This is a genomic window from Desulfobotulus pelophilus (assembly GCF_026155325.1).
Lineage (GTDB): Bacteria > Desulfobacterota > Desulfobacteria > Desulfobacterales > ASO4-4 > Desulfobotulus > Desulfobotulus pelophilus.
Genome location: NZ_JAPFPW010000023.1, coordinates 1 through 20,154, shown reverse-complemented (window position 1 = coordinate 20,154; position 20,154 = coordinate 1). Strand labels below are relative to the sequence as shown.

Sequence of the window (20,154 nt, the reverse complement as noted above, 5' to 3'; positions counted from 1 at the left end):
GGCAGCGAAAGGGTGGATGAGGATGGAAGGTTTCGAAACAGGGCTTGCGCCGGAGGTGCTGGCTTCTTTTTTTTCAAAACTGGCTGATGTCTACGATCGTATGGATAAGGCTTATGGGGAAATTGCGGAAAAGACGGGCTTCTGTTGCAGAGGGTGTGCGGATAATTGCTGTGAGACCCGTTTTTATCATTATACACTAGTGGAGTTGCTTTATCTGTTTAGGGGGGTTGCGGCCCTGCCGGAATGGGAAAGACAGCGTGCCGGGGAGAGGGCTGAGTCTCTTTGCAGGGGAATGAAACAGCATGATGGAAAGGGAAAAGAAAGTGTTTTCAGGGGTCTTTGCCCTTTGAATGAGGAAGGGCGTTGTCGTGTTTATGCTCACAGGCCTATGATTTGCCGTTTCCATGGAGTCCCATGGAAGATGATGGGGCGAAATGGTGAGGTAGTGGCGCCGGGATGCGGGATGTTTGATGAAAAAATGGATGAATTTTGTCTGGACAGGACTCCTCATTACAGGGAGCTTGCTCTGCTTGAGAAGGAATTGCGCCGTAGTTCAGGATTTGAAGGCCGCATACGGCTGACTATTGCCCAAATGCTGGTCCTGCCCATGCCGGATGTGGGCATGGAGGGTGTGGTATGAAATACCTGTCAGTGGAAGCTCTTGATACGCTGCCTGGAAAACGTATCAGGGCAGGAGAAAATTTTTCGTTTTCCTGCCATGGCGGCCTTTCATGTTTTAATGTCTGTTGCCGGAATTTAAATCTTTATCTTTATCCCTATGATGTGCTCATGCTGTGTAAAGCATTGAATTTATCTTCCGATGATTTTCTGGACCGTCATACTGACGTGGTGATGCGTACAGGAGAATTTTTTCCTGAAGTCCTTCTGCGGATGGCTGATAATGAAGAGAAAACCTGCCCTTTTCTGACGGATCAGGGTTGCTCTGTCTACTCCCACCGGCCGGATACCTGCCGCACCTTTCCTGTGGAGCAGGGAACTCTTTTTGGTCCTGATGGAAAGGTTGCAGAAACAGTAGCTTTTTTTCGCCCTCCGGATTTCTGTATGGGGCGCCATGAGTCCAGGGTCTGGACCCTTGACTCATGGGCTGCGGATCAGGAGGCGGAAAAATTCAATCGTATGACAAGGGAATGGGGTTTTGTGCGTGGTTTATTTGCTGAAAATCCATGGGGGTCAGAGGGCTTCTATGGACGCAAAGGTAAGATGGCTTTTATGGCGGCCTATCATGCAGACCTTTTCCGGAGTTTTGTGTTCGGGTCCAGTTTTTTCAAACGGTACAAAATTCATCCTGACCTGAAGCGGAAACTTAAGAAGGACGATGTGTCTCTTCTACGCTTTGGTTTCGACTGGATACGGCACAGTGTGTGGGGCATGGACGTCAAAAGCCTGCAGTTGAAAAAATAGAAGGGGGGGAGTGTCTCTGGTTGCATGAAGGCAGGATATTTCCGATGGCCCCGAAAAGAGGTCCAGGGGTTTTGGGGTGGCTTGAAAGGCGGTGTTTTTCACCGCCTTTAGCTGTTATGGGCTTACAAAATTCCTGGTGGCATGGGTGGTACTGTTTCTCCTCCAAGGACATAGCCGCCGTCAAGGCGCAGGGTGCTTCCGGTCATGAATGGTGCTTCAAGGATGAGAAAGCGCACTGCCCGGACCACATCATCCATCAGGCCGATACGGCCCAGCAGTGTGTGGCCGGTGAGAGCCTTTTGCTGCTCAATGGTGAGCAGGTTCCATCCGCGTGTCCGGGGTCCGTGCCGGGTTTCCATAAGACCCAGCATCAGTTCGTTGACCCGCACCTCCGGTGCGCCGATTCGTGCCCAGGTCTCCGTAAGAACCGTTATGCCACGATTTGCCGCTGCGTAACCATCGTTGAAAAGAAGGGCTGCCGGTCCCGTTCTTCCGGTAATACCGGCTATGGAGGAGATGTTGATGAGGCAGCCGTTGCCTGATGCCTTAAGATGGGGCATGGCCTGTTCTCCCAGCCATTGTTTGGCTCGCAGGGTGGTTTCCTGTTCCAGATCCCACTGCTCTCGGGTGTACTTGCCATGGACAACGGGCATCCCCCCCCTTTCAATGTTATTAATGAGGATGTCAAGCCGTCCGAACCGCGAGATGACTGTTGCCATAAGGTCAGAAATCTGATCGGTTTTTCTGAGGTCAATGTCGATAATATGGAATGGGACTCCGGCTTCAGAGAAGGATGTTTCCATGGCAGTAAAATCCGTATCCCAGTCAAAGCGGGTCAGGGCAAGGGAGGCGCCGTGTGAGGCCAGATCGAGGGCAATGGTCTTGCCTATGCCCCGGACAGATCCGGGTATAAGGGCTACTTTTCCTTTGAGTGGCATGGTTTTTCCTGTTTTGATAAAAAAATGTATGTTCGCGATGCCTTGTTGACAAGTTTTTGTTTATTTTATTTCGCCAAAAAGCTGTATGCGGACCCAGTCCATTCCAAGAAGCAGGAGCGCTTCATCACTGTCTGCCGCATGCATCAGCTGTTTCTTGGAAAAAAGATCCGTCAGTGCTCCAGTCTCATAGTGTTTTTTTCTGAAACGGTCCAGGTCATAGCATCCAGTAATGAATATTTCCCTTTCCCTTAACGGTAGAGGGCCTGGGCGCAGTTGGTTTTTCAGGCTGATCAGCGGCATCATGGCGTCGTTCATGCGGTTAAATTTATCCATATCCTGGCTGGCGAGCCAGTCTTTAAGATGGATGCTCTGGTCTGATTCAAAACCTTTGCAAAGAGGGTCGGGAATGCGGGCATACCGCTCCTCGATGCAGCCAGAGATCCTATTCCGTACCAGCCCTCTGGCCAGAGGGAAAATACGGCAGGATGCGGGCCTGTCCTCATATACTATGCAGCCGGTTTCACAGAGGAAAGGGCAGGCATGCTGACGGTTGGGGTCGGGCTTGAGAGAAACAACAGGAAGCCCGCTGCTCTCACCGTCGTAGATGAGGCAATAGGCTTTCAGGAAATCTGTACTGCTTGTTGCCAGATGCTTTTTCAGGCGAAGGATGTCATAGGGATAGAGAAACTGAATCAGGTCATGGCAGCACAGATTGAAGCAGGACAGCTCGGGATGGCAGTGGAAGCAGAAGTGAGCGTCGAGCTCTATGGGTTGCAAACAGGTATCCTGAGAGGAATTCATTCTGTTTTTCCTTATAAATTACATGGTTTGTGCCGTGATGGCAGGGTGTGTGCCGCAGGGTGTTGTCCGGGTGGTCTTTTTTGGCCCACCCAAAGAAATTACGCCCATTGCGATGGCCTGTCGTTGGAGGTTGGGTACCATTTGTGGGTCGAAAGTCAAATGGAAAAAAGTTTGATTTGGGAACACTGTTTTGATGGTTGTGGGGTGGCTGTCTGTATGTTGCGTTTTTTTACTGTCGAGGCACTTAATGTAGTGCTTTTTTTGGTTTTGGACCAAAATCTTATAAGATGAGGAAATCTTCAGAGAAAATTTGCTTGACAAATCTGTCTTGCCGGTGGTAACTTCGCACATCAATTGGTGTCGAGGTATCTTACTGATATCTAAGCAAAAAATGAAGTCGCCGTATTTTTCAAGGTCTAGTATTGAAAAAGATTCGTCGGTTAGTTTCCGGCAGGCGTGTTCTTTGTGATGTGTGCTGATGTGTTCTCACTGGCTGTGATGGAGATACTCGGATGTCTTGCCGTGTATTCCAGCCGTGACAGCATATTTGTTCAGGTTCTTGGTATCCGGTACGGCATGTGTGCTGGCCGGTTTGTTTATCGTCAAGGAGTTTGGTTCAACGTACAACTTAGGGAGGTATTGTAAATGCCAAGCTTTGTAATCGCAGAAAAATGTGACGGATGCAAAGGCGGAGAAAAAACTGCTTGCATGTACATCTGCCCCAACGACCTCATGGTTTTGGACCCCAACGCCATGAAGGCCTACAATCAGGAGCCGGATGCATGCTGGGAGTGTTTCTCCTGTATTAAAATCTGCCCGAACCAGGCCATTGGTGTTCGTGGCTACTCAGACTTCGTTCCCATGGGTTCCGATCTTGTGCCCATGATGGGTACGGAAGACATTATGTGGACTTGTAAGTTCCGTAACGGCGTTGTGAAGCGTTTCAAATTCCCCATTCGCACAACAGCTGAAGGTACTGCCAACGCATACGAAGGTGCCAAGGGTAAGGACCTGGATTCTGAATTCCTCTTCACGCAAGAAGATGTCGGATTCAAGCAGTCCGTTCCCGAAGCTCCTCCTGTATGGAAATCCTGATCTTTTAAGACTGGGATTTGTCGTATTTAAACATCATTCCTTAACTAGAATCGTTTAGGGAGGTTATACAATGGCATTGCCGAATCAGCCAGCGGGCGAACTGAAATGCGTTGAAAATCCTGAGATCATCGAGAAGGAAGTAGATATCCTTATCGTTGGTGGTGGTATGGCAGCATGTGGTACCGCTTTTGAAATTAAGAAGTGGGCAGATGAGAACACCAAGATTCTTCTGGTGGACAAAGCTGCCATGGAGCGTTCCGGTGCTGTAGCGCAGGGTCTGTCCGCCATCAATACCTATATTGGTGATAACAAGGTGGATGACTATGTGCGCATGGTCCGTAACGACCTGATGGGTATTGTACGTGAAGACCTCATCTTCAACCTGGGCCGTCATGTGGATGACTCCGTTCACCTGTTTGAAGAGTGGGGTCTGCCCATCTGGAAAAAAGATGCCGAAAACAAGAACCTTGATGGTAAAAAAGGTCTTAAAGTCGGTCTTCTGAAGGATGGTGCCAAGCCCGTACGTACCGGTAAGTGGCAGATCATGATCAACGGTGAGTCCTATAAGCGAATCGTTGCTGAAGCAGCCAAAAAAGCTCTGGGTGAAGAAAATATTCTTGAGCGAGTCTTCATCGTTGAGCTGCTTCGTGACAAGAATGAGCCCAATCGCATTTCCGGTGCCGTCGGTTTCTCTACCCGTGAGAACAAGGTCTACTACATCAAGTGCAACACCATGATGGTAGCCTGTGGTGGTGCTGTAAACATCTATCAGCCCCGTTCCGTTGGTGAGGGTAAGGGCCGGGCGTGGTATCCCGTATGGAACGCTGGTTCCACCTATACCATGGCTCTTCGTGCCGGTGCTGAGCTTTCCATGATGGAAAACCGTTTCACGCCTGCCCGTTTCAAAGACGGTTACGGCCCTGTTGGTGCGTGGTTCCTGCTTTTCAAAGCCCATCTGGAGAACTCTCTGGGTGAGAACTATGCTGCTTCCCAGGATGCCAAGGATGAGCTGGCCAAGTATGCTCCCTACGGTACCGCCCCCATCACTCCGACCTGTCTTCGTAACCACCTGCTGATGAATGAAGTGAAGCAGGGTCGTGGTCCTATCATGATGGTTACCTCCAAGGCTCTTCAGAAGCTGGGTGAGACCATGGATAAGAAGGAACTCAAGCATCTGGAAGCAGAAGCATGGGAAGACTTCCTGGATATGACCTGTGGTCAGGCCAACCTGTGGTGTGCCACCAATACCGAGCCTGAGAAAAAAGACTCTGAAATTCTGCCCACAGAACCGTACCTGCTGGGCTCCCACTCCGGCTGCTGTGGTATCTGGGTTTCCGGTCCTAACGAAGACTGGGTTCCAGAAGATTATAAGTGGGGCGACAATGGTGTTGTCTACAACCAGATGACTACCGTTAAAGGTCTCTTCACCGCGGCAGACGGTATCGGTTGCTCCGGCCATAAATTCTCTTCCGGATCCCATGCTGAAGGCCGTATTGCAGCCAAGATGATGGTTAAATGGGTAAAAAATCATCCTGACTTTAAGCCCGAGCCTGAAATGAATGCTCAGGAAGCTGCTGATCTTGTATGGAAGCCCGTTAAAACCTGGTTTGAGCACAAAGATTACTCCACAGACAAAGACGTCAACCCCAAATTCTGCAAGCCTGCGGGTATGACCATGCGTCTGATGAAAGCCACCAATGAGTACGGTGGTGGTGTAGGTTCTTACTACTGCACCAACCAGTCTGCCCTTGAGAACCTGATGGAACTCTTCCAGATGATGCACGAAGACTGTGAGTTCCTGGCAGCAGGTGACCTGCACGAACTGATGCGCTGCTGGGAAATCTTCCACCGTATTTATACGGTAGAAGCCCATACCCGCCACATCATGTTCCGTAAGGAATCCCGCTTCCCGGGCTTCTACTACAGAACAGACTTCATGGGTCAGGACGATGAAAACTGGTTCTGCTTTGTTAACTCCACGTATAATAAAGAAACAAAAGAGTGGAGCATGAAGAAAGTTCCTTATCACCGCATTATCCCGATGTAATCACACTTGTGTGTGATGTAGTCGGATAGCACTCGCCTCCTGGTCTCCGGAATCCCGGGGCCAGGAGGTTTTTGTTAACACTCATTATTAAAGGCTCGGTTGGCATTCTGGGTATGTGCCCAATTATCCGAGGGCTTTGGTGCTGAAGCCTTGGGATATATGGGCACGGAGCATGGCAGGCAGCCTGTTCGCCCGTGCCACTGTAGCAGATTATTTCTGGGATCGATTAAATCACGGAGGGAAAGCATGACGTTGGAACAATCAGCCCCTGCAGGCAGCATTCTGGTAGTCGGGGGGGGGATCAGCGGTCTTACCACGGCCCTCGAAGCCGCCGAAGTCGGCTATGACGTGTTTATTGTTGAAAAAACCGCTTCGCTGGGAGGACGTGTCGCCCAGCTGAATCAGTATTTTCCGAAACTCTGTCCACCGACCTGTGGCCTTGAAATCAACTATAAAAGAATTCGTGACAATGCACGTATCAAGGTTCTGACCCTTGCGGAAGTGGAAAGTGTGACCGGCACACCCGGTGCCTATTCCGTTCAGGTCAAGGTGAACCCCCGCTATGTCAATGAGAACTGTACCTGCTGCGGAGAATGCAGCGCCGTCTGCACTACGGAAATTGATAATGCCTTTGATTTTGGCATGTCCAAAACCAAGGGTGCTTATCTCCCCCATGCCATGGCTTTCCCGCAGCGTTATGTGATAGCGCCGGAAATTATCGGTACCGATGATGCAGCCAGGGCTGTGGAAGCCTGCCGGTATGGTGCCGTGGACCTGGCCATGCAGCCGAAGAGCCTGAATCTTATGGTGGGTTCTGTTGTATGGGCTACGGGTTGGCAGCCCTATGATGCTGCAAAAATTGATAATCTTGGTTTTGGGCGTTACCCTGACATCATAACCAATATGATGTTGGAGCGTATGGCTTCCAAAAATGGTCCTACCGAAGGAAAGATCGTCCGTCCCTCCGATGGCAAAGCTCCTGAGACAGTAGCTTTTGTTCAGTGTGCAGGATCCAGGGACGAGAATCATCTGCCCTACTGTTCCTACATCTGCTGTATGGCTTCTCTCAAGCATGCCACTTATATCCGTAGTCAGTATCCCGATGCGGAAGTCTACATTTATTATATTGACCTGCGTGCTCCGGGCTATCGTTATGAGAAATTTTATAAGATGCTCAAGGATGATCCCAAGGTCTTTTTCATCAAAGGCAAGGTTGCCGAGGTTGGTGAAGACGAAGCGGGCAGAATCCTTGTGACCGCTGAGAATGCCGTAACCGGTGAAAAGAATCGTCGGGCTGTGGATATGGCTGTCCTTGCTACGGGCATGGAACCGAGCCTGGCGGGTGCTAAACCTAAGGCGGATCTGGTATTCACCGAAGATGGCTTCATTGTGAATAATTATACCAAGGGCGGTCAGTTCGCCTGTGGCTGTGCCAACAAGCCGGCGGACGTGGTCTCCAGCAACCAGAATGCAACCGGTATGGCGCTTAAGGCGATTCAAACCCTTGTGAAGCGGTAGGAGGGAGACATCATGCAGAAGAAATATGGCGTATACATCTGTACCGGATGCGGTATCGGTGAAATGCTGAATGTGGAAAAACTGGAGGCTGTGGCCGCAGAAAAACGCTTTGATTGTAAAAGCCATTCCTGCCTTTGTGGCGAGGAAGGTCTGAATCTGATCAAGGCGGATATTGCTGAAGGTACCAATGCGCTGGCCATTGCCGCCTGTTCCCGCAGGGTCAATTTTGATATTTTCAAGTTTGATGGCTGCGTGGTGGACCGGGTGAATCTCCGTGAGGGAGTTGTCTGGAGCCATAAGCGGGAAGAATTTCCCGGGCCTGTCACCGATGATGAAAAGGCCGATGAGTACTTCCTTGACCGTATTCAACAGATGGCGGATGACTATATCCGTATGGGCATGGCCCGCATAGAAAAGATTGCCATTCCTGAGCCCTACCAGCTGGAAAATGTCTCCAAGAAGATTCTGGTCATAGGTGGTGGTGTAACAGGCATGGGAGCTGCCCTTGATGCGGCGGCAGCCGGTTATGAAGTGACCATTGTAGAAAAGGATGATGTGCTGGGTGGTTATGCTGCAAAAATGCGCAAGCAGATGCCCGTACAGATGCCCTTTGAGTCTCTGATTCCACCCGTGGCTGCCGATCAGATCAAGGCTGTGGAAGCATCTTCTAAAATTGACGTGAAAACGGGAACTGTGGTTGCCCGTATTGCGGGTCAGCCCGGTGATTTCACCGTGACCTTCAAAAAACCCGGTGAAAAAATTGAATTCGATGTGCCTCTGGCCGTTCCTGAAGAGCAACGTTACGATGAAAAAGGCAAGGCCCTGGATGTGGATCAGATTCGTGTGATTTACAACCAGATCAATGAAGGCCGTGCCGATGTTCTGCAGTTTGATCCCAATGGCACCAAGTATGGAGCCGTCATCCTTGCAGCTGGCTGGCGTCCCGCGGAACTGGATGCCGAAGCCTTTGCCCATCTGGGAGTGGGTAATGCCGATGTCATCACCAACCATCAGTTTGAAATGATGGCCAAAGAAGGCAAGGTGGTTCGTCCTTCCGACGGGCGTCCGGCTAAAAATGTGGTCTTTGTCCAGAGTCCCGGTAAGGATGGGGATGATACTGACTTTGATTACGGCGGTTCCGTCACTTCCATGGTGGCCCTGAAGCAGGCCAGATATGTCCGGGAAGACTATGCCGATGGTAAGGCCTATGTGATTTATCAGCACATGCGCACCCCCGGTCTTCAGGAGAATTTCTATAAATCCATGCAGCAGGATCCCGGCGTCTTTATGACCAAGGGAGAAGTGACTGCTGTGGAAAGTGCTGCCGATGGCCTTGTGGTCACAGCCGCCAATACTCTTCTGGGTGAAGAAATTCAGATAAAAGCCGACCTTGTGGTGCTTGCCGCAGGTATGGTTCCTGCCACCAAAGATGATCCTGTTGTTAACCTTGCCTATCGTCAGGGCCCCGGTTTCCGGGAAATTAAATCCTTTGACGGATATGCGGACTCCAACTTCATCTGTTTTCCCTATGAAACCCAGCGTACCGGTGTGTATGCAGCAGGTGCCATCAGGAGAAGTCAAACCATTGAAGAGTCCATGGAAGATGCCACAGGTGCGGCCCTTAAGGCCATCCAGTGCGTTGAGTCTTCCAACCGCGGTGTAGCCGTTCACCCCCGTTCCGGTGACATGACTTTCCCGGACTTTTTCTTCCAGCGTTGTACCCAGTGCAAACGTTGTACGGAAGAATGTCCCTTTGGTGCTCTGGATGATGATGAGCGTGGAACGCCCAAGCCCAATCCCACCCGTTGCCGTCGTTGTGGTACCTGCATGGGGGCCTGTCCCGAGCGTATCATTGGCTTTGCGGATTACTCCATCGATTCCGTGGGTTCCATGGTGAAAAGTGTCTGGGTTCCCTCGGATATGGATTTTGACGAGCCTCCCATGCGTATTCTGGGTTTTGTCTGTGAAAATGATGCCTATCCTGCACTGGACATGGCGGCTATGAACCGCATCTCCTACCATGCGGACGTGCGCATCATTCCCGTGCGTTGCTTAGGTTCCGTCAACGTCATCTGGATTAAAGATGCTCTTTCCCAGGGCATGGACGGTGTGTTCATGATGGGATGCAAGCACGGAGACGATTATCAGTGTCACTTTATCAAGGGTTCTGAGCTGATGGATGTGCGTTCCAGCAAGATGGGGGATACCCTCACAAGTCTGGGTCTTGAAGATGAGCGTATAGCCCAGTTTGAGATTGCCATTGATGAGTATGATAAGGCACCGGAGCTGATCAACAAGTTTGTGGCAAGAATTGAAGAAATGGGTCCGAACCCCTTCAAGGGTTTCTGATACATTTAACCTGAATTGCCCAATCGTAATTCTGAGGAGGTAAGTCAATGACACAGAAATATATGGTAGAGCCGGATTTAGGCTTTATCAATGAGGTGGTGGGCCTCGGCGGGGATACCCTGAAAAAGTGTTTTCAGTGTGCCACCTGTTCCGTAGCCTGCCCCATATCCCCTGAAGAAAAGCCTTTTCCCAGAAAGGAAATGATAGCTGCTTCCTGGGGTCTTAAGGATAAGCTGGTGGGCAGCGCGGATATCTGGCTCTGCCACCAGTGCGGAGACTGCAGCACCATGTGTCCGAGGGGCGCTGCTCCGGGCGATGTGCTCGGTGCCATCCGTTCATACGCCATTAATGAGTATGCACAGCCTAAGATTTTGGGTAAGATGGTGAATGATCGGAGTAAGCTGGGTATTCTGACGGCTGTTCCGGCAGCAATTTTTGCTTTTTTTGCTTTCCTGACCGTGTTTGGCCATGAGTTTTTTGCAAAAATTTTTGGTGGTGAATTCTGGTACCATACCCATGATGGTCTTCCCGTTCCAGGGATTGCCGCATCTAACTTTATTTCCAGCTGGTTTGTTGACATTGTCTTTGTTCCTCTTGCTCTGGGCGTTGTTGTTGTTTTTGCTCTGGGCCTGAAGCGTTTTATTGCAGATATGCATACGAATGCTGTTCAGGAAGGGAAAACGGCCAGAACGGACTTTGACTGGAAAGAGTATCTGCAGGCAACCTGGAAAACTCTTATTACCATTGGTAAACATAAGAAATTTTCCGAGTGCGGAGAAAACCGTGAGCGGGCAACGGCCCATATGATGGTACTTTTTTCTTTTATCGGTCTTGCCATTGTAACGGGTCTTGTTTTTATCGGTGTGTACTTCATGCACCAGGCAACTCCTTACAGCCAGCTTAACCCCATTAAGTGGGTGGCTAACGTTTCTGGTGTTGCTCTGATTATTGGTGTGTTTCTGATGATCAAAAGCCGCCTGGGGAAAAAAGATCAGAAATCCGCTTATAAAGACTGGTATATTCTCGGCGTGATCATGGTGGTTGCGGTGACGGGGATGTTTACCCAGATGTTCCGTCTGGGTGGGGTGGCTTTTTTGAGTTATCTTGCTTACTACATCCATCTCATTGCGGTTTTTCATTTGTTTGCCTATCTTCCGTTTTCCAAGATGGCTCATCTTGTTTACCGGACAGCGGCCATGGGGTATCAAACCTATAGTGGCCGTAAGTAGTCCGTAACATAGTAAAGTCGCTGTAATGTGTAGCACGGCGGGATCCGGCATAAAGTCGGCCCCGCCGTGCCTGTTCCATGGGCATTGGGCTGTCCATTTTGTGCCAACAGTCTGCAGACTGTTGGGCATGAATTTTTTACCTGTTTTTTTAGTATGCCTTTGGCAGCTGTCTCTTTTGCTTTGAATATTAATCATTGAAAGGGGCTGGGGTGCATTTGTAGCAGGTTGAATCGTTGAGCTTTTGTGCACCACGTACGTGTCAGATTCGAACACAATAGAACAGGACCGGCTTGCGGTGAAATACTTTACGCTGGTATTGCTGGCCGAAGCCCGGCTAACAAGTTGCCGGATATGGAGGCTGTGGTGAGTCCGGACTGTTCAGGTATGAAAAACCTGAAGGAGGCACCTTGTATATGAAGGAACTGAATGAAGGTAAGGGCGTGGGCTTTCGGCTGGCGATGGAAAAGAAGGATTGACCCTCACGGTCGGATAGCGTATAGATATCCGGTATTTTTGATGTGAAATCCAGCCTTTGTTTGCCTGCGGGATGAGGATCATGGAAGAGCGCTGTGCAAAAACATATCATGGGCGGAAAGAAGACTTTTCAGGCATGGCAGGTCTGTTTTCCGGTGCTGAAATCAAGTCTTTTTTTCAGAAATATCTTTTTGTTGTTATTCTTGTAGAAGTTGGTATTTTTGTTGCCTGCTGGATGTATCAGCTTGGGCTGGTCGGAGAAGGCCGTTTCGGTCATCTGACGCGACCATTCCCTTGGAAGATATATTTTTTGACGGCATTTCTGGCTCCGGTTACCATGACGTTTCTCTTGGGACTTGTGGTTGGGGCTTTTAATCTCTTTCTGTATGGTGAGTCCCGGGAAAGTTATTCCATAAAGGAACGTCGAGGTCCTCAGTGGCTTCGTTCTTTGTTACAGATCCCTTTTCTGCTGATGTTGTTACTGCTGGTAGTGGCGGCAGGGCTGATTTACCGTATGGGTGATTTTCTGTATTTTCTGGATCATGCAGGCAGCGCTGTTGTGGATGTATTCCGCGTGGTGGTCGTTGCAGTCGCGCTGTGCGGAACCCTTGCAGGTGTTTTTTGGATGATTTTAGGGTATCAATTGAAAAAAAAGGCACTGGAATACCATTATAAAGCTGAAGTATTACGCTGCCTTCCCCTTGCGGAAGCCCGTAAGGGAATACCTCCGGCTCTTTTGTCTCAGATTTTTTCAGATCCGTCTATTGTGGCACCGCCGGCCACGGAGAGGAAGCGGAAAGAATCGCCTTGACAAGGTTCGGGAGAACGGTAAAATGGCTAGATTTTTGTTTTAGAGCCCATATAGGGCCTTTCTGATGAAGGAGAAAACTGATGACGTATGCTGTGGTTGCAACGGGCGGCAAGCAGTACAAGGTGGTTGAAGGGGAAACCCTGAGGGTTGAAAAAATTGCCGGAGAGGTTGGCGCCGAAGTCGTGCTGGATTCTGTTCTGCTTGTCAGGGTAGACGATGCACTGAAAATCGGCCAGCCCACCCTTGAAGGTGCAGCGGTTCATGCCACCATTGTGGAGCAGGATAAGGCCAAGAAGATATTGGTTTTTAAGTACAAGCGGAGAAAGCGTTACCGTAGAATGCAGGGGCATCGCCAGCCCTATACGGCACTGCGCATTAACCGCATTGACGCCTGATTGTTTTTACCCATGAACCCATTGGATGAATTTTGAGGGACAAATAGCTGGTGTTACCAGAGTGCTCTTTTAGAAAAGGGTGCCAGCTCAGTGTATCGACTGTTGCTTTGTCCGGAAAAAATAAGGAGTATGTCAGATGGCACATAAGAAGGCTGCGGGGTCAACCCGTAACGGTCGCGACAGTAATGCACAGCGCCGGGGTGTGAAACGTTTTGGAGGAGAGCTTGTAAAAGCTGGAAATATTATCGTTCGTCAGGTGGGAACCAAGGTTTATCCTGGAGACAACGTGGGTATGGGTAAAGACTATACCCTTTTTGCAAAAATCGATGGCAAGGTTGCCTTTGAACGCTACGGTCGTGACCGGAAGAAAGTCAGCGTATACCAGGCGTGAAATTCGTTGATGAAACAGAGATTACCGTTGAATCCGGCCACGGTGGCCGTGGTTGTGTCAGCTTCCGCAGAGAAAAATTTATTCCCAAAGGCGGGCCTGATGGCGGAGACGGCGGAGACGGTGGAGATGTGATTGTTAAAGCGTCCGATGCTAAACGGACGCTTTACCGTTTCCGTCACCGGGAGCACCATGCGGCCGAGAGAGGACGTCCCGGAGAGGGATCGAACCGTTCCGGCCGAAGGGGAGAGGATCTCGTCATTGAAGTTCCCACCGGTACAGTGATCTGGAACAGTGAAACCGGTGAAAGAATTTATGATCTGGATAACCATGGTGCTACCTTTCTTCTTGCGAAAGGAGGCCGGGGCGGTAAGGGTAACCGTCATTTTATGACATCAACCCACCAGGCACCCCGGTTTGCCCAGCCGGGTACGGAAGGAACCTTTCTCCGTCTTCGTCTTGAGCTGAAGTTGATTGCAGATGTCGGGATTATCGGATTCCCCAATGCAGGCAAAAGTACTCTGATTCGTGCCATATCGGCTGCAAAGCCCAGAGTGGCAGACTACCCTTTTACCACGCTTGTTCCGAATCTGGGCGTTGTGAATCCTCCATGGGGCGAGCCCTTTGTTGTGGCTGATATTCCGGGCCTTATTGAGGGTGCGCATGAAGGCGTGGGACTGGGGCATCGTTTTTTACGTCACGTAGAAAGGACCCGTATCCTGGTTCATGTTATTGATGCCATGGAAATGGACCCGGATAATCCTTTGCATGCCTTTGAAACCATCAACCGTGAGCTGCGTCTTTATAGTGAAAAATTGGCTGAAAAGCCTCAGCTCGTGGTCCTGAACAAAATGGACATTCCGGAAGCACGGGAAAAAGCATTCCGTTTTAAAGAGCTTTTTTCTTCTCAGAGTGTTGTAGGCATTTCAGCTGTCACGGGGAAGAATCTGAATACGTTTCTTGAGCTTCTTACGCGAGAGATTAACAGCGAAGATGATGGATGACAGAGCACAGTGTTTCGGTAAGGCCCGGCGAGTGGTAGTCAAAGTGGGCAGTAACGTGCTGACAGCCTCGCAAGGCCTGAATGTGGAAGTTTTGCACGCGATAAGCCGGGAAATCCATGAATTGATGGCGGCCGGCCTTGAAGTGATTCTTGTTTCTTCCGGTGCGATGGCTGCTGGGATGCGTCGTTTGCAATTGCCGAAACGCCCTGTGGAAATTCCTCAGCGTCAGGCTGTAGCAGCGGTTGGGCAGGCCGGTCTGATCATGGAATACGAAAAGGTGTTTGAAACATTCGGTACTTACAGAAATGTTGCCCAGGTTTTGCTTACTCAGGAGGATCTGGCAAACCGCAAACGTTTTCTGAACGCCAGAAACACCTTGAATACCCTGATTGCCTGGAAAGTGCTTCCCATTATTAATGAGAATGACACCGTTGCTGTTGAGGAGATCAAGTTCGGAGATAATGATAACCTCTCAGCCATGATCACCCTGCTTATGGATGCGGATCTCCTTATAAACTTGACGGATATGGATGGTCTTTTCACCAAAGATCCCAGAACAACAGATGATGCAGAGCTGATTCCTGAAGTACAGCGCATTACGCGGAAGATCGAGGCTTTGGCCGGAGATATTCCGGGAGCCTTGGGAACCGGTGGCATGGGCAGCAAACTCCGTGCGGCCAAAAAAACCATGATGGCGGGTATTCCCATGATTATTGCGAGGGGTACCCGTCCTTATGTGCTCAGGGACCTTTTTAGGGGAGAGAATCTTGGGACCTTTTTTGTTCCCGGTGCGGGTCGATTGCGAAGCAGAAAGTGCTGGATTGCTTTCAATCTCAAGCCTAAAGGCGCTTTGTTGCTGGATGGGGGGGCAAGCAGTGCTGTCCTCTGCCATGGAAAAAGTCTCTTGCCCGGAGGGATTGCGCGTGTGGATGGAGAATTCTCCATGGGTGATCCTGTAAATATTGTGGGGTCGGATGGATCCATGATCGGTGTGGGACTCTGTAACTATGCATCGGTGGATATCCGCAGAATTATGGGAAAGAAGACGGTTCAGATTCGGGAAATTCTGGGCTATAAGCCCTATGATGAGGTGGTGCACAGGGATAATCTCGCCATCACGGCTGAGGCCGAAACTTTCTGACTGTCTGGATGGGTATGGGAGCTTCAATGGAAAATATTATCCGGAACATTGCGTTGCAGGCCAGAGAAGCATCGAGGAAAATGGCCAAGGCCAGTACTTCCGTCAAAAATCGAACCCTTGAACTGCTATGCCAGTATCTTGAGTCAGATAAAAGCTACATACAGTCTGAAAATGCGCGAGATGTGACAGGGGCAAAGGAACGCGGCCTTTCTGATGCAATGGTGGATCGATTGACTCTTTCGGACAGAGTAGTGGATGCCATGATTGAAGGTGTCCGCCAGGTAGCTCAATTGCCGGATCCTGTTGGAACCATAAGGGATATGCGTTTGCGGCCCAGTGGCATTCAGGTTGGTAAAATGCGTGTTCCTCTAGGTGTTATTGCCATGATCTACGAGTCAAGGCCGAATGTCACCGTTGATGCAGCAGCTCTTTGCCTGAAAGCAGGCAATTCTGTCATATTGCGGGGTGGAACCGAGGCTTTTTATTCCAATCAGGCTCTCGCAAAGAGCCTGCAGGCTGCTCTTGAAGCAGCCTCGCTTCCTGCTGAGGCCGTGCAGGTGCTGCCCATGGCCGACCGAAGGGCATTGCCTTTCCTGTTGCATCAGGAAGAGTTCATTGATCTGGTCATTCCCCGCGGAGGAGAAGGCCTGATCCGTTTTGTCTCGGAGAATTCCCGTATTCCTGTTTTGAAGCATTATAAAGGTGTTTGTCATCTGTATGTGGATGCCGATGCCCTGCCTGAAAAAGCTCTTGCCATAGTCATGAATGCCAAGTGCCAGCGTCCGGGAGTCTGTAATGCCTTGGAGACCCTTCTCATCCATAAAGACATTGCCTCTGTCTTTCTTCCTTTGGCAGCGGATAAGCTTCGCGCTGCGGGTGTGGTACTCCGTGGGTGCGAATGGACCTGTTCTCTTATTCCTGGTACGGATGCCGCAACGGAAGCGGACTGGCCCGCAGAATATCTGGATTTGATACTGGCGGTGAAAATTGTGGATTCTATGGATGATGCCATGAATCATATCAGCCGGTTCAATTCTGGACATACGGAAAGTATTGTGACGGAGAACTGGAGCCGTGCCTGGCGTTTTATCCGTGAAGTGGATGCTTCGGCCGTTATGGTTAATGCGTCTACCCGCTTTAATGACGGCGGTGAGCTGGGACTTGGTGCAGAGATTGGCATTTCTACATCAAAACTCCATGCCTACGGTCCCATGGGGCTTGAGGAGTTGACAACGGAAAAATTTGTGGTTTTCGGTGATGGGCAGGTTCGTGCCTGAATGTCAGAAAAAATGAAATACACCGTTCTTTTTGGCGGAACTTTCAATCCCGTTCATTGTGGTCATATTCAGGTTGCCCTTGAGATTTTGCGTTATGAATGTGTGGACGAGATTCTTTTTGTGCCGGCAGGAACCCCGCCATGGAAAGCCGCAGACAATAATCTTGCATCGGCTGATGATAGATGGCAGATGGTGGCCTTGGCTCTTGATGGGTGTCCCGGCATGGGGCTTACGGATCTGGAGCTAGTACGGGACGGGTACTCTTATACTCTGGATACGGTCCGGGTGTTGCGGGATGCCTGGCCGCAGAAAAATTTTTGTTTTCTGCTGGGTATGGACGCTATGGCAGGTATCCGGTTCTGGTATGGTTTTGAAGAGCTTCTGTCCCTCATTCCATTTTGGGTGATGACGAGACCCGATACCCCACCCGGTATTCTGGAACAGGTGTTGCCGGAATACACTGTTTCGGGAGATCGGTTTTTTTGTTCCGGAAGGGCAGAAGTACGAAGAGTTTCCGTAAGCCCTCTTATGGTAAGTGCAACGATGATCCGTGAAAGGATCGGAAAAGGGCAAGCCGTTACCGGTCTGGTTCCGGAGGCGGTAGCTGATTATATCCGCGATCGAGGATTGTATATCCATGTATGAAGATGTGAAAAAGAGTCTGATACCGTTTCTTGAAGCGGCCTGTGCCCGCAAGGCAGAAAGTATTGTCGCCCTTGATCTGAGAGCGCTTATCTCCTATGCGGATGTGTTTCTTGTGATGAGTGTGAATTCTACCCGACAGGCCAAGGCAGTTGCGGATCATATTCGCAGAAAGCTGAAAGAACACAGTGTACGTCCTTTGGGTATTGACGGTGTGGAAGAGGGGCAATGGGTACTGATGGATTATGGGAATGTGATTCTTCATATTTTCCATGAACCCGTACGCTCGTTCTATGATTTGGAAGGCCTTTGGGCCGATGCCCCACGATTCGGGAAAGATCTGATAGAAGAAATTGCGCAAAAAGCTCTTCTCAACCCGGATCCGGCCGCAGAGGAAGAAGTATTCTGGGAGTGGGATGACGATGATATGCCCGAGCTGGATGAGGACAATGGCTGACAAGGGGTCCTGTCTTTTGATGATTCTTGACGGCTGGGGGCTTGCAGATCCGGGACCTGCGAATGCCGTGCGTGCATCCTGTACCCCTGTGCTGGATGCCCTTGTGGAAAACTGGCCTGCCACGGTCCTCAGCTGTTGCGGGCCAGATGTGGGGCTTCCGCAAGGTATTATGGGAAATTCTGAAGTAGGGCACCTGAATCTTGGGGCAGGTCGTGTTGTTTATCAGGATCTCCTCCGCATTGACAGTGCCATTGAAGACGGGTCTTTTTTCTCTAACCCAGTCCTTGGGAAAGCCATGGATGAGGCAAGGGAGCGCGGTGTGACCTGTCATTTTATGGGGCTTCTATCCGATGGGGGGGTGCATTCCCGAATGGCCCACCTTAAGGCGCTGATTACCATGGCCCGCGAGAGAGGTCTTGCGCGGGTTGCCCTTCACCCTATTCTGGACGGGCGGGATACGGATCCCATGTCAGGGCTGGGGTATGTGCAGGATATTGTGAGTTATATTGGCCCCATGCCCGGTGTTTTTGTTTCTACGCTCTGTGGGCGTTTCTATGCCATGGACAGAGATACCCGATGGGAGCGAACGCAGAGGGCATTTATGCTTTATGCCGAAGGCGAGGGGGCTTTCAGCGAACATCCTGTGACAGCGTTGAAAGAGGCCTATGGAAAAGGCATTACGGATGAGTTCTTGGAACCTGTGAAAATTGTGGATCCACAGGGCAGGGAAGGAAGAATCTGTGAAGGAGATCTGGTGGTCTTTTTTAACTTCCGTGCGGATCGGGCCCGTCAGATTACCAGTGCTTTTACGGGGGAAAATTTTTCTGCCTTTCCTGTTAGACAACCCGCCGGTCTTCACTGGGTGTGCATGACACGATATGATGCAGCCTTTACTCTTGATGTGGTGTATGCTCCTCAGTCTCTGAGCGATATTCTTGGAGAGGTTGTAAGTAATTCTGGCCTTTTGCAGCTCCGTATTGCTGAGACGGAAAAATATGCCCACGTGACGTATTTTTTCAATGGAGGTGAAGAAAAGGCATTCCCGGGTGAGGAAAGGGTACTGGTCCCTTCACCAAGGGAAGTGGAGACCTATGATGAAAAACCCGAAATGAGTGCGGATCTTGTGACCGATATGTTTTTGGAAAAAACAGCTTCCACAGAATATAATCTGATGGTGCTGAATTTTGCCAATATGGACATGGTCGGTCATACGGGAAATTTTCCGGCCGCTTGCAGGGCCTGTGAGGCTGTGGACCGTAACGTGGGACGGATTGTGGAAGCCATGCTTTTAGCCGGTATTCCCGTTCTGATTACAGCAGACCATGGTAATGTTGAGCAGATGATGGATGGTAGCGGAAATATACATACGGCTCATACTTGCAATCCTGTCCCCTTGATTTTGGTGGATGAAACCCGAAAGGGATGCCGGTTGCTTCCTGGCCGTCTTGCGGATGTGGCTCCTACGGTGCTGGAAATTATGGGGATTGATCTTCCTGATGCCATGACAGGGAGGAGTCGTATTGCTGGTCAGCCGAATGGCGGACAGGTATGAAGGGGGGCGAGGGTGTGCGACAGTCTTTGTGATTTTGTTACAGGAAGGACCGTTGCCAATGTGGGGGCGGAAGAAAATCGTCAGTTTGTGGAAAAGTATCTGGTGAATGTAAAAGGATATCCCAAAGATTCCATAGTCGTTGATTTTCCGCTTTCCCTTGACCTGAATGGAGATTTCTTTGAGACAGAACTGGATCTTGTGATCCACGTAGATGGACTTCCGATGATGGTAATCAAGTGTGCGGCTGCATCGTTGGATTCACGTGTCCGTGAGGTGGTAGCTGCTGCAAGAATCCTGTTCCCATACCATCAGCTACCCTTTGCTGTGGTTTCCGACGGTGTGACAGCATTGATCCATGATGGTATTTCAGGAAAAAAAACAGGAGAAGGGCTGTCGGAAATACCTTCTTTTGCAGATTTGAAAGAGTGGCTGTGCAACCATAGGCTGATACCTATGGCCCCGGACAGGGTTTTGAGGCAGCGTCTTGTTTTTCGTACCTATGATACACTGAATGTTAATGTGCATCGTCATACCAGCTGATGAATGTAATGGTAAAACAGAGAAGATAAAGGGATACCCTCCGATCGGAGGGTATCCCTTTATGTTTGCCCGGT

19 protein-coding genes are annotated in these 20,154 nt (G+C 50.1%); 17 read left to right on the top strand and 2 right to left on the bottom strand.

Features of this window, described 5'->3' with window-relative positions; translation table 11 throughout:
• The first annotated feature begins 22 nt into the window (after nucleotides 1-22).
• Together OOT00_RS14360 and OOT00_RS14355 are read left to right on the top strand one after the other, a co-directional pair.
• Nucleotides 23-640 carry a YkgJ family cysteine cluster protein gene (locus tag OOT00_RS14360; RefSeq protein ID WP_265426092.1) on the top strand — a complete coding sequence of 206 codons (618 nt, stop codon included), beginning with the start codon at nucleotides 23-25 and terminating at the stop codon, nucleotides 638-640.
• Nucleotides 637-1,422 carry a YkgJ family cysteine cluster protein gene (locus OOT00_RS14355; protein WP_265426091.1) on the top strand — a complete coding sequence of 262 codons (786 nt, stop codon included), beginning with the start codon at nucleotides 637-639 and terminating at the stop codon, nucleotides 1,420-1,422. Before OOT00_RS14360 ends, OOT00_RS14355 begins: the two co-directional genes overlap by 4 nt.
• Nucleotides 1,423-1,544: 122 nt before the next feature.
• On the opposite strand, the gene OOT00_RS14350 is transcribed toward OOT00_RS14355, so the two are convergent.
• Nucleotides 1,545-2,360 (bottom strand): SDR family NAD(P)-dependent oxidoreductase, encoded by an 816-nt coding sequence (locus OOT00_RS14350; protein ID WP_265426090.1) that lies wholly within the window; start codon nucleotides 2,358-2,360, stop codon nucleotides 1,545-1,547.
• Between the two features lie 60 nt (nucleotides 2,361-2,420).
• Nucleotides 2,421-3,161, bottom strand: coding sequence for a YkgJ family cysteine cluster protein (locus OOT00_RS14345; RefSeq protein WP_265426089.1), 741 nt, complete (start codon nucleotides 3,159-3,161; stop codon nucleotides 2,421-2,423).
• Between the two features lie 645 nt (nucleotides 3,162-3,806).
• Here OOT00_RS14345 and aprB point away from each other — a divergent pair.
• The 15 genes from aprB (at nucleotide 3,807) to OOT00_RS14270 (ending at nucleotide 20,080) form a co-directional block, all read left to right on the top strand.
• Nucleotides 3,807-4,256, top strand: a complete 450-nt coding sequence (gene aprB, locus OOT00_RS14340; RefSeq protein ID WP_265426088.1) for an adenylyl-sulfate reductase subunit beta — start codon at nucleotides 3,807-3,809, stop codon at nucleotides 4,254-4,256.
• 70 nt (nucleotides 4,257-4,326) lie between these two features.
• Nucleotides 4,327-6,303, top strand: a complete 1,977-nt coding sequence (gene aprA, locus OOT00_RS14335) for an adenylyl-sulfate reductase subunit alpha (RefSeq protein ID WP_265426087.1) — start codon at nucleotides 4,327-4,329, stop codon at nucleotides 6,301-6,303.
• Between the two features lie 246 nt (nucleotides 6,304-6,549).
• Nucleotides 6,550-7,821 carry a CoB--CoM heterodisulfide reductase iron-sulfur subunit A family protein gene (locus OOT00_RS14330; RefSeq protein ID WP_265426085.1) on the top strand — a complete coding sequence of 424 codons (1,272 nt, stop codon included), beginning with the start codon at nucleotides 6,550-6,552 and terminating at the stop codon, nucleotides 7,819-7,821.
• A 12-nt stretch (nucleotides 7,822-7,833) separates the two neighbouring features.
• On the top strand, nucleotides 7,834-10,170 hold the full coding sequence (locus OOT00_RS14325; protein ID WP_265426084.1) for an FAD-dependent oxidoreductase: 2,337 nt from the start codon (nucleotides 7,834-7,836) through the stop codon (nucleotides 10,168-10,170).
• 47 nt (nucleotides 10,171-10,217) lie between these two features.
• Complete coding sequence (qmoC, locus tag OOT00_RS14320; RefSeq protein ID WP_265426083.1) at nucleotides 10,218-11,399, top strand: quinone-interacting membrane-bound oxidoreductase complex subunit QmoC; 1,182 nt, start codon at nucleotides 10,218-10,220, stop codon at nucleotides 11,397-11,399.
• Nucleotides 11,400-11,955: 556 nt separating this feature from the next.
• The gene (locus tag OOT00_RS14315; protein ID WP_265426082.1) at nucleotides 11,956-12,684 is read left to right on the top strand and encodes a hypothetical protein; all 729 of its coding nucleotides are present in this window, start codon (nucleotides 11,956-11,958) and stop codon (nucleotides 12,682-12,684) included.
• A gap of 80 nt (nucleotides 12,685-12,764) precedes the next feature.
• The gene (gene rplU, locus OOT00_RS14310) at nucleotides 12,765-13,079 is read left to right on the top strand and encodes a 50S ribosomal protein L21 (protein WP_265426081.1); all 315 of its coding nucleotides are present in this window, start codon (nucleotides 12,765-12,767) and stop codon (nucleotides 13,077-13,079) included.
• 136 nt (nucleotides 13,080-13,215) lie between these two features.
• Nucleotides 13,216-13,470 (top strand): 50S ribosomal protein L27, encoded by a 255-nt coding sequence (gene rpmA, locus OOT00_RS14305; RefSeq protein WP_265426080.1) that lies wholly within the window; start codon nucleotides 13,216-13,218, stop codon nucleotides 13,468-13,470.
• On the top strand, nucleotides 13,467-14,471 hold the full coding sequence (gene obgE, locus OOT00_RS14300; RefSeq protein WP_265426079.1) for a GTPase ObgE: 1,005 nt from the start codon (nucleotides 13,467-13,469) through the stop codon (nucleotides 14,469-14,471). The genes rpmA and obgE overlap by 4 nt, the downstream gene beginning before the upstream one ends.
• Nucleotides 14,461-15,612, top strand: a complete 1,152-nt coding sequence (proB, locus tag OOT00_RS14295) for a glutamate 5-kinase (RefSeq protein WP_265426077.1) — start codon at nucleotides 14,461-14,463, stop codon at nucleotides 15,610-15,612. Before obgE ends, proB begins: the two co-directional genes overlap by 11 nt.
• A gap of 26 nt (nucleotides 15,613-15,638) precedes the next feature.
• Nucleotides 15,639-16,889 carry a glutamate-5-semialdehyde dehydrogenase gene (locus OOT00_RS14290; protein WP_265426076.1) on the top strand — a complete coding sequence of 417 codons (1,251 nt, stop codon included), beginning with the start codon at nucleotides 15,639-15,641 and terminating at the stop codon, nucleotides 16,887-16,889.
• On the top strand, nucleotides 16,890-17,534 hold the full coding sequence (nadD, locus tag OOT00_RS14285) for a nicotinate-nucleotide adenylyltransferase (protein WP_265426075.1): 645 nt from the start codon (nucleotides 16,890-16,892) through the stop codon (nucleotides 17,532-17,534).
• Nucleotides 17,527-17,988, top strand: a complete 462-nt coding sequence (gene rsfS, locus OOT00_RS14280; RefSeq protein ID WP_265426074.1) for a ribosome silencing factor — start codon at nucleotides 17,527-17,529, stop codon at nucleotides 17,986-17,988. Before nadD ends, rsfS begins: the two co-directional genes overlap by 8 nt.
• A 19-nt stretch (nucleotides 17,989-18,007) precedes the next feature.
• Nucleotides 18,008-19,540, top strand: a complete 1,533-nt coding sequence (gene gpmI, locus OOT00_RS14275; RefSeq protein WP_265426113.1) for a 2,3-bisphosphoglycerate-independent phosphoglycerate mutase — start codon at nucleotides 18,008-18,010, stop codon at nucleotides 19,538-19,540.
• Between the two features lie 12 nt (nucleotides 19,541-19,552).
• The gene (locus tag OOT00_RS14270; RefSeq protein ID WP_265426073.1) at nucleotides 19,553-20,080 is read left to right on the top strand and encodes a type I restriction enzyme HsdR N-terminal domain-containing protein; all 528 of its coding nucleotides are present in this window, start codon (nucleotides 19,553-19,555) and stop codon (nucleotides 20,078-20,080) included.
• The last annotated feature ends 74 nt before the right edge of the window (nucleotides 20,081-20,154 follow it).